The organism is Bacillus cereus group sp. BfR-BA-01453, assembly GCF_022662915.1.
GTDB lineage: Bacteria > Bacillota > Bacilli > Bacillales > Bacillaceae_G > Bacillus_A > Bacillus_A paranthracis.
In genome coordinates this window covers 85,988-98,605 of record NZ_JAKUEN010000012.1, presented here as the reverse complement: position 1 = coordinate 98,605, position 12,618 = coordinate 85,988, and the positions used below count along the sequence as shown (strand labels likewise).

Here is a 12,618-nt window from a genome sequence, read left to right as displayed (position 1 = left end):
ATGAAAATATTTTACATTTCTATATATATGAAAAAGAAGGACAAGCATAAAACTGCTTGTCCTTCGAGTTAAATTTAAAAATTAATATACTTTATCACCGTTGAAAATAGAGTTTTTCACGACTACATAATCTACAGTACGAATAGAGTCTAATTTTGTTCCACCAGCGTAAGAGATAGAAGATTGAAGATCTTGTTCCATTTCGATTAAAGTGTCTTCTAAAGAACCTTTATGCTCAACGAACATTTTCTTACCTTCAACGTTTTTCTTCTCACCTTTTTGGAATTCAGAAGCTGAACCGAAGTACTCTTTATAAAGTTTGCCGTCTTTTTCGATTGTTTCCCCTGGAGACTCTTCATGACCAGCGAATAGAGAACCGATCATAACCATAGTCGCCCCAAATCGAATAGATTTAGCTACGTCGCCATGTGTACGAATACCACCGTCAGCGATAATTGGTTTACTTGCAGCTTTTGCACACCAGCGAAGTGCAGCTAGCTGCCAACCACCAGTTCCAAAGCCTGTTTTAATTTTAGTAATACAAACTTTACCAGGTCCAATACCAACTTTTGTTGCGTCAGCACCAGCGTTTTCTAATTCTCTTACCGCTTCTGGAGTTCCAACGTTTCCAGCGATAACGAAGCTTTCTGGTAAATGCTTTTTAATATGTTGAATCATGTTGATTACAGCATTAGAATGTCCATGCGCGATATCAATCGTGATGTATTCAGGTGTAAGGTGTTCAGCAGCTAACTGTTGTACGAATTCATACTCGTCCGCTTTTACACCAACGCTAATAGAAGCGATTAATCCACGTGATTGCATATCTCTAATGAATGAGATTCGTTTCTCTGGTTGGAAACGATGCATGATATAGAAGTAATTATTTTCAGCTAAATACGTTGCAATTCTTTCATCAATAATCGTTTGCATATTTGCAGGTACGACAGGTAATTTAAATTTATGTTTACCTAAAGTGACAGTTGTATCACATTCAGAGCGGCTGTTCACAATACATTTTGCAGGAATTAATTGAATATCTTCATAGTCGAATACGTTTTCCATCATTTACACCCCTAAAATACGAATATTTTATTTTTATTAATAAAAAATGTTCGTCCATATGATAATTTACATTGTTTTCATTAAAAAGTCAAAGGATTTCTTAACGTTTTTTTAAAAAGTAGATTTTATATCTAAAAAACAACGTTAAAAACGAATTTAAAATGTTTTTTTGTTTATATTGTTCGTCTATAGAAAGGTTAGGAAATTAAGGTAATTATACAAGGATGTATGTATTCTTTTTATTTTTTTGAGTGGATGTAGGATTCTATGAAAAGGTTAATGCTAACAATACGAGCAAAAGATGTTATCAAGTAGTTGAACAATATATGAAATGATAAGGTTTATTTCTATGTAAAAAGATGAATCTGGCATAATCCATCTTTTTATGTGAGGTTTCAAGTATAATAAGTAGGGCGATAGTAACGTATACAAAAGATAAAAAAGAAAATAATACAGAATAAAATGAGGTTAATATATGAGTAAAAAAGGTTTTTTTGAGTATAAATTAAGTAAAGAAATTGTAAGGGCACTTACTGGGTTAGGGTATGATCATCCAACAGAAGTACAAGGTGAGGTTATTCCAGTCGCATTACAAAAGAAGGATCTTGTTGTGAAGTCCCAGACGGGAAGTGGAAAAACAGCTTCATTTGGTATTCCACTTTGTGAAATGGTGGAGTGGGAAGAGAATAAACCGCAAGCATTAGTTTTAACACCAACGAGAGAGCTTGCGGTACAGGTGAAAGAAGATATTACAAATATAGGGCGATTCAAAAGAATTAAAGCCGCCGCAATTTATGGTAAATCCCCATTTGCACGTCAAAAATTAGAGTTAAAGCAAAAGACGCATATTGTAGTAGGGACTCCAGGGCGTGTATTGGATCATATTGAAAAAGGGACCCTTTCTTTAGAGCGATTAAAATATTTAGTGATTGATGAAGCGGATGAAATGCTAAACATGGGCTTTATCGATCAAGTAGAGGCAATTATTGATGAATTACCTACAAAAAGAATGACAATGTTATTTTCAGCAACATTACCGGAAGATGTTGAAAGGTTATCACGTACATATATGAATGCACCAACTCATATTGAAATTAAAGCGGCTGGGATTACGACGGATAAAATTGAACATACTCTTTTTGAGGCGATAGAAGACGAGAAGCTTTCACTACTTAAAGATGTAACAACGATTGAGAATCCTGATAGCTGTATTATTTTCTGCCGTACACAAGAAAATGTAGATCATGTATATAGACAATTAAAACGAGCTAACTATCCTTGTGACAAAATACATGGTGGTATGGTACAAGAAGATCGTTTTGAAGTCATGGATGATTTTAGAAAAGGAAAATTCCGTTATTTAGTAGCAACAGACGTAGCTGCGAGAGGAATTGATATTGATAATATTACACATGTTATTAATTATGATATTCCACTTGAAAAAGAAAGCTATGTACATCGTACTGGAAGAACGGGACGAGCTGGAAATAGTGGAAAAGCTATTACATTTATAACACCATATGAAAATAGATTTTTAGAAGAGATTGAGGAGTATATTGGCTTTGAAATTCCAAAGGTAATTGGACCTTCAAAAGAAGAAGTTATGAAAGGGAAAGCTGCATTTGAAGAAAAGATACATGCTAAACCAATTATAAAGAAAGATAAAAATGCAGACATCAACAAAGGCATTATGAAGCTTTACTTTAATGGCGGGAAGAAAAAGAAAATTAGGGCGGTAGATTTCGTCGGTACAATTGCTAAAATTAAAGGTGTTACAGCAGAAGATATAGGCATTATTACGATACAAGATAATGTTTCTTACGTCGAAATATTAAATGGAAAAGGACCACTTGTCTTGAAAGTCATGAAGACTACAACGATTAAAGGGAAACAATTAAAAGTTCATGAAGCAATTAAGTAAATAAAAACTATCCACTTTAATAGGTGGATAGTTTTTTTATTTATGATTCTTTTAAATCATCCACTAGTTGCTCCGCTAAACGTCTATACATATTACTCATAGTCACGAAGGATGTTAGTAGTAGAAATTTTTCTAGCTTTGTGTCTTCTAAGGAAGAAATCTCATTTACTTCTGTAACACGGTTATTTACGTCTTGTTTAAAGCTTTCGACATTGCTTTCAGTAAGAGCAAGATAATTTTTGTATAACGTATTTAATTCGAATGAATCATCATTTAATAAGGAGTCATTTATAGTTTCTAATGAACTTTTTATGTCGTTAATGGAAAGAGCACCTTTTAATTGATAAATTAGGCTAATTAAAATCATATGCTCTTTTGAATATTTTTTATTTTTGATAGGGATGAATAGTTTCCCTTTTGCGTAATTATTAATCATCGTTTTTGTTAATACTTTTTCATCATCAGTTCTCGTTGTATCTGCATAAGTATTCTCAAATAGTTGGACAACTTGATCTACATATAAGTCAACATTTGGAATATCCTCAAGTTTAATATTTTTTTCTAAATGCAATGTCTCAAGTAATTCATTTATATTTTCCACGTAGAATCCCTCACTTTTATAACTTAGTGGAACTTAATGTCTAATACATCCTTAAATATGGTATTACGAAACAAATAAATTGTAAATGTTGACCTTAAAAAGAAATGTGTATATAATTACACGTAGTTATTAAAACTACATGTAATTATATGAGGGGTGTTATTATGAATACTTACGTAAGAGAACCAGTTAATGCATTTACTCACTTAGGTGGAGCGATATTATCATTTATTGCCTTATTAGCTATGCTTGTGAAAGTTTCTATCAAGATGCCATCATTTGCTGCAATTACAGCTGTTATTTTGTTTGGGATTGGAATGATGGTCCTTTATACGGCGTCAGCTGTATATCATAGTGTTGTGGCCAATGAACGTGTTATTTACTTCTTTAGGAAGCTAGATCATTCTATGATTTTTATATTAATTGCAGGTACATATGCACCCTTTTGCTTAATTACATTAAATTCAGCAAGTGGTTTGCTATTATTTTGTTTAGTCTATGCAACTGCGATTTGTGGCATTGTGTTTAAAATGTTTTGGTTTAATTGTCCAAGATGGTTATCGACAGCAATTTATATTACGATGGGTTGGTTAATTGTTTTATTCTTTGCACCGTTAGCAGAGAATTTAAGTACAGGGGGCATTGTTTTCTTAGTACTTGGGGGCATTTTTTATACAATTGGTGGATTTATTTATGGAACAAAGCCAAAGTGGCTAGAGTTTAAATATATGGGACATCATGAAATTTTTCACGTTTTTGTATTATTAGGTAGTCTTGCACATTTTCTAAGTGTATATTGTTACGTAATTTAATAAGAAAAATGCCACATAACAAAAATTATGTGGCGTTTTTCTTATTATTTGATTGGAATCGTATATGTTATAAAATTATTATGGGATAAAATGTAAGTTTCTGTGTTCGCATATTAAACATAGGATAAGAAATATGTGATATACTTTGAGAAGTTTATAATGAATGAAATATGGAGGACTATAATTATGGCAATACTTGTAACAGGTGGAGCAGGGTATATTGGTAGTCATACATGTGTAGAATTACTAAATAGCGGTTACGAAATTATAGTAGTTGATAATCTTTCGAATAGCTCGGTAGAATCTATAAATCGAGTGAAAGAAATAACAGGAAAACAATTTAAGTTTTATAAAGAAGATGTTTTAAATCAAGAAGCACTTGACGCAATTTTTGAAGAAAATGCAATCGAAGCAGTTATTCACTTTGCAGGATTTAAAGCTGTAGGGGAATCAGTAGCAATTCCATTAACATATTATCATAACAACATTACGAGCACTTTAGTGCTATGTGAAGTAATGCAGAAACATAATGTAAAGAAGATGATTTTTAGTTCATCCGCAACTGTATATGGTATTCCGGAAACGTCACCGATTACAGAGGAGTTTCCATTAAGTGCAACAAATCCATATGGTCAAACGAAATTAATGATTGAGCAAATTATGCGTGATGTAGCGTTTGCAGATAGAGAATGGAGTATCGCGTTACTTCGCTATTTCAACCCATTTGGTGCACATGAAAGTGGACGTATTGGAGAGGATCCAAATGGAATTCCAAATAACTTAATGCCATATGTCACACAAGTGGCAGTAGGTAAGCTAAAAGAATTAAGTGTATTTGGAAATGACTACCCAACGAAAGATGGAACAGGCATCCGTGACTACATACATGTTGTAGACTTAGCAAAAGGTCACGTAAAAGCGCTAGAGAAAGTACTGAATACAACAGGAGTAGATGCTTATAATTTGGGCACAGGTACAGGGTATAGTGTACTTGAGATGGTTGAAGCATTTGAAAGGGTTTCAGGAAAAAAAGTTCCTTATAAAATTACAGAGCGTCGTCCTGGCGATGTGGCAATATGTTTTGCAGATGCATCAAAGGCAAAACGTGAACTAGGATGGGAAGCAAAACGTGGATTAGAAGAAATGTGTGCAGATTCTTGGAGATGGCAATCAAATAATAAAAATGGCTATTTGGAAGTTTAATATGTAGATACAAAAAATGACCTTTGCATGAGCAAAGGTCATTTTTGTATTTATTTCCCGTTAAGTTTATTAGCTAATTTGGTAAAAAAGGTCCGCTGTTTTATAGGAATATTTGACTGGCAAAATGTATAATAATCAATATCTTTAATGTAAGTAAAGAGCCTAGAAATAGCATATAGGAATGTAATAGAAGATCCAACGGCGAAACTAATGCCGTAACCATTGAATCCAAATGGAAGTAGGATAAGGCTTAATAACAAGTTTGCAAAAAAGAAAATAGCTGATGTTCGAAATGCCCCTTTACGATCCTCAAAGTATAGGAGTAGTAATGTAATAACGAGCACCATTCCATTTGCATAAGCACCAACTATAGTTAGTTGTAGAATAGAGTAATTAAGTGTTGTCTTTCCAGATTGCGAACTAAACATCCATATTATAAAAATAATAAGTAAGGAAAAAATACCTTGATTACGAAGTATACGTTCCATTTCCTGCTTTAAGACAAAGTTCATGGAATCTTTCAATTGTAAAAGCGTATGTAATGTTCCGCCATTATTTACCGAACCGAAGAACTTTTTATATCTTTCATAAAACCTGGTTTCAATGGATACTACAAAGAAAATATAGGTTGGGATAATACTTAAATACGCCCAGAAAACAGAAGTATCATAAATTTGATGATAAATAAATGTGTTTTCAATATTTCCTCGACCGTCTCCAAACCAAATAACAAAATTACATACCCAAATACCCACATTGTAAAAGAGGCTTGACCAAAATAATTCTGGATATTTATCTAAATAAGACAGAAAGGTAAATTGTTCAGTAGCATCACTATTTGGAAACATTCGTACAATAACGATACTTAACCATACTAGTGTAATGAAAGTACCGAGTGTAAAAGAAATTAAAAGCAATAGGGCAGATCCATGTTCTAACCCAAGTGTAGGGTGCCAGTAAGCTACTAGGATAATTCCTAATAGGGAAAAAATGGATCCAATTAAAAATGCTAGTGCAATTGATTGATAATCTTTAGCTGCTGTTAAATAAATGGACTGAATCCAGATGATATTTAAAGCTAAAAATAAAAATAGCATCACGATTTTATAATATAAAGCTAACGGTGTGAAAAATGCAAACAAAAGCCATAACATAATAGCTAAAAAAAGTGTAATCTTCGTCATTCCTAAAAATGAAGAAAATACTTTATCAGCTTTTTGTTCGTATAAAAGGTCAGCTACATATCTAGTTACAATGAGCTGCAATGCTCCGTAAATAATTTGAGAAAAAATAAAGCAATATGAAATTGAAATAGTGAAAAGACGCTGTTCTTCAATTGAAATAGAATGAAATAAATTCAAAATGAATCGAATAGTTGTTACTGCTAAAATAACGACTAACCAAGGACCAGCTGTAACAAATAACGAAAATCCATAAGCTTTTACCCTTGAAGAATAGTAGTCTTCCTGAAATAATTTTTGTAATCGAAATCCTATACCTGCCATGTTTTCGCACCCCTTTCTAAATAAAGCTTACGATAACTATCAACAACACCTGATAATTGATAATATGCTTCAATACGATTACGCCCATTGTTTCCGAATTGTTGAATGGATTCAGGGTGGCGATAATACCATTCTAAGTGGGTGGCAACTTGTTCAGGAGATACAGGTGGTACAACAAAGCCACATTGGCCGTAAGGATCTTCATCTTGTCCATAAATTAACTCCTTACAAGAACCAACGTCTGTAACAACCCATGGTAATCCCGATGCCATTCCTTCTAACATAGCTAGTGGTTGCCCTTCAGATATGCTAGTTAATACGAGAATATCCGTTTGTTTTAAGTAATCTTTAATGTTTACTCTGCCAGTCATTATTACATGTTCTTTTAATCCAAGTTGCTGAATTAAATCACGACATTCTTGGGCATACTCTGGTTCTTCTGTATCAGGACCTAATAAGTAGAAGATAAACGGAATATCTTTTTCTAATAATAATTTAGCTGCATAAATCATTGTTTTTACGTCTTTAATTGGCACAACTCGTATAATAGCAGAAATAATGAGTTTATCTGAATTATGTTTTGGCTTACGTAGCCCTTTATAGTCAGATAAAGTAACACCATTTGGAATAATTTTTAGTTTATGGGCCGGAGCTCCTAGTTCTTTTTGATATGCACTATTCCGTCCGAATAACGTAATCACATCAGCAGCTTGTTCATATGCTTGGTGAGATAAATGATGGAAGAAAGAAACCCACCTTTTTTTATATTCAATTGGTATCCAAGTTGATTGGAGTATTTCCTCTTCACGTTCCCGGGAATAAATACCATGCTCCGTTAGAATAAATGGTATATCAGATTTGGCACTAATTGCAGCTCCAAGAAGCCCACCATAGCCTGTAGATACAGAATGGATAAGATCTAATTCAGGAAAATCAATTTGTAAAATTTGAATGATTGGTGTGAACATAGATCTCCACATCCAAAAGTAATTTAAGAAAGAACCACTACTTTCTTCATACAAATAGCTTTCTTTCACTATTTCATAAAATTCACGACTTTCGAAGAAGGAATGTAGTGTTCCTAGCTTTTGCTTGTTCCCTAATATTTGTAATGCTTCTGTGTCGTTAGCTTGGAATGTAAACCATTTTTGAAGTGTTTGTACTTCATCAGTCGTTAAATTGGTTTTTATATGGTTTGAGTCACTTTCTGATTGTAAGGGAATCATAATGATATCTTTTACATTGTTAGGAATTTCATATTGATATTCCTCTTCTGTTTTTATTTGCGGTACGATCGCAAAAATGGTGAATTCATGTTCTTTAAATTGTTGGATAATCATTTGTACCCAACTTGCTACTCCGCCACTGACAAAAGGATAACTTCCTTCAACGACTAAACCTATTCTCATCTGCTATACCCCTTTAATTGGAATTGTAGCGTTAGCTTGTTTTAATATAACGCTATAAATTTGTGAATCTAGCTTTGTAACTGTGCCGTATGGGAATGAACCGGTTTTCAATTTTTTCCCTTCTTCCACACGTATAATCGTTGCAGTGTGGTTTGGTAATCCTTTATATGCAATGTGAACAGCATCATCTTCATAAGAAACAGCTAAATCACCGGTTTGATAAATTTTCATGGAAGCAGTTGCTTCACTTTGTGTCATACTTTTTATATAAGGATATCTTTCTCGTATTTCTTTAATTGTCGTTTTATAAGCTTTAAATAATTCTTCCCACGTTAAATTACCCGAACGTTTTTCATCAAGGATATCATCTGGATGGACGAAATGTGAGATAACCCCTAAATTTGCAGTAACATCAGCTAAAATAAATTGTTCTTCATCTGAAATAGCATAGCCACTCGTAATACGTGGGAAGTGATAAATATTTTTGTTGTGCTCGTCTGGTCCAAATTCTTGAATTAAACTGCCGTTACTTTTACTTCCCACATATAGAGAAGCAACTGTTTCCATAGTTGGAACCGCGTCATTTAATGCACTTAATCCAGTTGTATTTATAATATTGGATGGTGGTACATAGGTTTTTAGTTTTTCGTTTGGAAAGAAGTTATACACGAGTTTTTGTAAAGCATCTAAGGATCTCTCCATGTCCTCTTTTGAATTCCATGGAACATATTCAAGTGCTTTATCTACTGGGTCTGGTGGTAATAATAAAGGTTGATGGTTATAGCCATGAATACCGATTTCTCCACCGTGACTTAATAATTCTCTCCCAAATAATAAATAGGTATTTCTATTTTTACCTGTAAAATTTTCAAAGGGTGGCGTTACTTTATTTTGATATGTCCCAATTGCAACCCCTGTATATTTAATATCAAGTTCTTCAGAGATATCCTTCATATTTTTCCACCAATGTTTTTTATAAAATTCTTCAACAGAAATTTTTTCTGTTGTTAAGTTTTTTAGTTCTCCACTTGGAATTGGAGATGGGAAGTCATCGATATACATAATCTCCGCTCCAAGTTGTACTGTAGCGAAAGTCGGGAAAATAGTACCCAGTGATTGAACGAACATACCTCTACCTAATTTATCGTTCAATGCTGTTGTATTCCAATATAAGACTTTTCCTTCACCGTAGTCATTGGTCCAAAGGATGGGAGTGTCTTCTGCAGTAATCCAAGTATTAGTTGTATTCTCATCTAGCGTAATATTCATTGAGCTATGAGTGAACAATGGAGAAGAACTTGAGAGATCAGGATAACCAGGGAATAAAACTTCTTCAAAGGTTAATCCTTTCACATCTTTGAAGCCTTCTTTTTTTGTAATACCAAATAATGTGTTCCAGGAAGAATCTGAATCAAGTCGGTTTGCGATAATAATCCTTCCGCCCATTTGTACAAAATTTTGAATATCAGCTTGTGGAAGTTGCGCCATTATTTCACCTGTAATAATAATTCCTGTATAGGGAGAGGGAGTAAGTCCCTTAATTTCATTAGCTGTAATATTTTTATAGTGTAGGTGTGCGTAATCCATTGCCTTTTTCGTATTAAATTCGACTTGTTGCCCTAATGTATTATCCGTTTTTAAAACGTATAATTGCATTTTTTGTCCATTTTGGGCTACATCTTTTGCTTTGAGTGTTTTAACAATATCTGTTTTTTTAGTTTTAGGAACAGAAAACTTTTGATAGAAATTTTCTGTTCGATATATAAGGATAGATATAATTAAGAGAAATAAAATGATACTAACAATTCCGATATATATATTAATCCCCTTTTTCAATGTGTGCGCCTCCAAACTGCCTTACAAATAATTGATATTTACGCGGTAGTATATGAACTCTTTTTGCAGCTGCTAGATTATTGATTAAGTTATAGAGCTCGTCCCATAACTTTTGCTCATAATATATTTCAAGTAACCCAACATAACCGTAATATGATTCAGGATAGAAATGAATAAGATTTAAAAATTGTTCTTCAGACTTTGCATATTGTTTTGTATGTAGAAACAGATTTCCAAGGTGGAAAGGATAAAGAGGTTCGGTAGGGAATAGTTCTACACTTTGTGTAATAAAATTCATAAATTCGGCGATTATTTTTTCTTTTTGCTGATTAGAAAGAAGACCACTGTCTATATATCTTAAATAGTTAGAAACCAATTCTTTTGCAATTTCATTTTGTGGATTTTGTAGAAATTGCTTATTTAAGTATTCGATCTGTTTTTCGTACCGTTCATTTAGTAAATTAATAGTAGTTGCTGCGTAATGTACAGTTTCAGGATCTTTATGGTGAATGGCTTCTTTCAATAAGCCTCCTTCATTGGAAATAGGGGAGGAGCTTAACTGTACAATGAGTTGTTTATGTAACTCAGGCTTATCTAGTTCTAATCCAGAAGAAAATGAAATTAGGTCCATATCTTGTTTTGCTGATGCCAAAATATCTTCATAATGATCAACTTGAAAGGAAACATACTCAGAGTATTGCTGTAACCACTCGGTCTTGGAGCGTCTTATATTCAGTAATAACATGATTGCTGATACAATAAGTCCGACAAGCGGGAAAAGGAGAGAGATAATTAAGCAAAACTCAATAATTCCTTTCTTATCTTCAGTAATCAAACCTTTCGTAAATCGAAATAAAAGAAAAACCAAAATAGCATAAATAAAGTAAAGAAGGAGTAAAATCATTAGAATACCACTCCTTTAGAAGAAAGAGCGTTTTGTATACGAGTTTTGACTGGTAATAAAAATTTTTCTTCAGTGCCAGGTAATAGAATCATAACTTTTTGCTCGAGCGTGCTATAACCTAATATATCAATATCACGCAAATGATCTTTTAAAATAGAATTTATCATTTCTAAGGAATCTTGTGGAACAGTAAATTCAAAATAGGAATATGGATAAGATAATGTTTCGTAACGTTTCTTTTCTATTTTTAGTAAATGTTCAAATTCATCTTCATAATAAATGCTCGTTTTAGGGAATGTACGATCCTCTTGACTTGATAGCCAAAGATTAGAAGCGTTTTGTAAACGATCACCCATCCAGCGTAAATACCATGTGAAAAGTTCGAATTGCTCAGAAGTTACTTTTGAAAATTCAATTTCGTCTAATATAATGACGTATTGTACATCATCTTGGAATAGGACGGGACCAACTAAAAGTGGAGCGTCTTGAAAATCCTCTTCTGTACGGAAAAAAGGTCGATTATGTGCTAGGGCATTTTTGATGACTAGCGAAGCATTTTTAACAAAAATGGATTGAGGTAATGTATTTTTACCAGTTTCTGCTCTTAATTTAATACGAAGTGATTGTTTATTGTTATCGACGTGATAGATACCAATTTTTTTTGCTCCGAAATACATTTTTAATACATTTATCCCCTCATCGAGTACAATTTCAGGATGTGTATGATTTAAAGCTTTAAACATATGATACATTTTAGATAAGTGATTATTTGATTCAAGTACACGAGAACGTAGTGTAATACGTGTTTCATCCAATTGTTTCACAACATATTTTAATTCTTTATTTTCGGCTTTTAGCTCATTATTTATCATATGTACATCTTCATACCGTTCCTTTTGTGCAGTACTCATTAGTCCACAACATAAACTAATAACAAGTAAGAAAATCCAATTAATCCAGTAATCTAATGAATAAAAGTACAGTAATATATCATCTTCCTTATATATACCGCTTACAAAAATATAAATCATTGCTTCTAGAAAGGTGAAAAGAGCGATAGATATGCCATACCGGCTAGAAATAATTAATGTAATAAATAAGAGTAAGAAGTATTCATACGTTGGTGTTAGAAAATCAGTTAGTATTGAGAGAAAAAATAGAGCAATAAAGAGAATCGTAGGTTCAATCATTTTTTGTAATAAATTAGATTGTCTATAGTGCATAAAAAATCCCTTCTTTCGTTTGCGAATTTAATTTTGAGGAATAGTACACTGAAATAAAATACATAATTTAAAAGAATTATTTTAAAATATATAAAGCCCAAATCATTTTATCAACAGAGATGTAGTAAATTCAAGTGAA

10 protein-coding genes are annotated in these 12,618 nt (G+C 32.8%); 3 read left to right on the top strand and 7 right to left on the bottom strand.

All coding sequences use genetic code 11. The features are described from left to right. Window positions 1–81: 81 nt before the first annotated feature. A complete protein-coding gene (gene guaC / locus MR070_RS20670) occupies window positions 82–1,065 on the bottom strand; it encodes a GMP reductase (protein ID WP_000432432.1) in 984 nt (327 codons plus the stop codon). A gap of 475 nt (window positions 1,066–1,540) precedes the next feature. On the opposite strand from guaC, the gene dbpA reads away from it, so the two are divergent. Beyond that, window positions 1,541–2,986, top strand: coding sequence for an ATP-dependent RNA helicase DbpA (gene dbpA, locus MR070_RS20665; protein ID WP_113712183.1), 1,446 nt, complete (start codon window positions 1,541–1,543; stop codon window positions 2,984–2,986). 40 nt (window positions 2,987–3,026) lie between these two features. On the opposite strand, the gene MR070_RS20660 is transcribed toward dbpA, so the two are convergent. After that, complete coding sequence (locus MR070_RS20660; RefSeq protein WP_000427879.1) at window positions 3,027–3,587, bottom strand: DUF1836 domain-containing protein; 561 nt, start codon at window positions 3,585–3,587, stop codon at window positions 3,027–3,029. 164 nt (window positions 3,588–3,751) lie between these two features. On the opposite strand from MR070_RS20660, the gene trhA reads away from it, so the two are divergent. Both trhA and galE read left to right on the top strand, forming a co-directional pair. After that, window positions 3,752–4,399, top strand: a complete 648-nt coding sequence (gene trhA / locus MR070_RS20655) for a PAQR family membrane homeostasis protein TrhA (RefSeq protein WP_001099729.1) — start codon at window positions 3,752–3,754, stop codon at window positions 4,397–4,399. 186 nt (window positions 4,400–4,585) lie between these two features. Continuing rightward, the gene (galE, locus tag MR070_RS20650) at window positions 4,586–5,602 is read left to right on the top strand and encodes a UDP-glucose 4-epimerase GalE (RefSeq protein ID WP_000996533.1); all 1,017 of its coding nucleotides are present in this window, start codon (window positions 4,586–4,588) and stop codon (window positions 5,600–5,602) included. A gap of 50 nt (window positions 5,603–5,652) precedes the next feature. Here the strand turns inward: galE and pelG are convergent, their stop codons facing one another. From pelG to MR070_RS20625, 5 genes are read right to left on the bottom strand one after another with little or no spacing between them, the layout of a single operon-like run. Continuing rightward, entirely contained in the window at window positions 5,653–7,107 is a 1,455-nt protein-coding gene (gene pelG / locus MR070_RS20645; protein ID WP_242261938.1) for an exopolysaccharide Pel transporter PelG, read from the bottom strand. Continuing rightward, complete coding sequence (gene pelF, locus MR070_RS20640; RefSeq protein ID WP_070807264.1) at window positions 7,095–8,516, bottom strand: GT4 family glycosyltransferase PelF; 1,422 nt, start codon at window positions 8,514–8,516, stop codon at window positions 7,095–7,097. Before pelF ends, pelG begins: the two co-directional genes overlap by 13 nt. Window positions 8,517–8,519: 3 nt before the next feature. Beyond that, complete coding sequence (locus MR070_RS20635) at window positions 8,520–10,352, bottom strand: DUF2194 domain-containing protein (protein ID WP_242261937.1); 1,833 nt, start codon at window positions 10,350–10,352, stop codon at window positions 8,520–8,522. Continuing rightward, on the bottom strand, window positions 10,336–11,256 hold the full coding sequence (locus MR070_RS20630; RefSeq protein ID WP_044791870.1) for a tetratricopeptide repeat protein: 921 nt from the start codon (window positions 11,254–11,256) through the stop codon (window positions 10,336–10,338). The genes MR070_RS20635 and MR070_RS20630 overlap by 17 nt, the downstream gene beginning before the upstream one ends. Further along, window positions 11,256–12,479 (bottom strand): GAF domain-containing protein, encoded by a 1,224-nt coding sequence (locus MR070_RS20625; protein ID WP_242261936.1) that lies wholly within the window; start codon window positions 12,477–12,479, stop codon window positions 11,256–11,258. The genes MR070_RS20630 and MR070_RS20625 overlap by 1 nt, the downstream gene beginning before the upstream one ends. Window positions 12,480–12,618: the final 139 nt, after the last annotated feature.

What these genes read in the sequence shown, in the direction of transcription:
- MR070_RS20630 (WP_044791870.1), bottom strand. Translation starts at nt 11,256, where the DNA reads ATGATTTTACTCCTTCTTTACTTTATTTATGCTATTTTGGTTTTTCTT.
- dbpA (WP_113712183.1), top strand. Translation starts at nt 1,541, where the DNA reads ATGAGTAAAAAAGGTTTTTTTGAGTATAAATTAAGTAAAGAAATTGTA.
- MR070_RS20625 (WP_242261936.1), bottom strand. Translation starts at nt 12,479, where the DNA reads ATGCACTATAGACAATCTAATTTATTACAAAAAATGATTGAACCTACG.
- pelF (WP_070807264.1), bottom strand. Translation starts at nt 8,516, where the DNA reads ATGAGAATAGGTTTAGTCGTTGAAGGAAGTTATCCTTTTGTCAGTGGC.
- guaC (WP_000432432.1), bottom strand. Translation starts at nt 1,065, where the DNA reads ATGGAAAACGTATTCGACTATGAAGATATTCAATTAATTCCTGCAAAA.
- trhA (WP_001099729.1), top strand. Translation starts at nt 3,752, where the DNA reads ATGAATACTTACGTAAGAGAACCAGTTAATGCATTTACTCACTTAGGT.
- galE (WP_000996533.1), top strand. Translation starts at nt 4,586, where the DNA reads ATGGCAATACTTGTAACAGGTGGAGCAGGGTATATTGGTAGTCATACA.
- pelG (WP_242261938.1), bottom strand. Translation starts at nt 7,107, where the DNA reads ATGGCAGGTATAGGATTTCGATTACAAAAATTATTTCAGGAAGACTAC.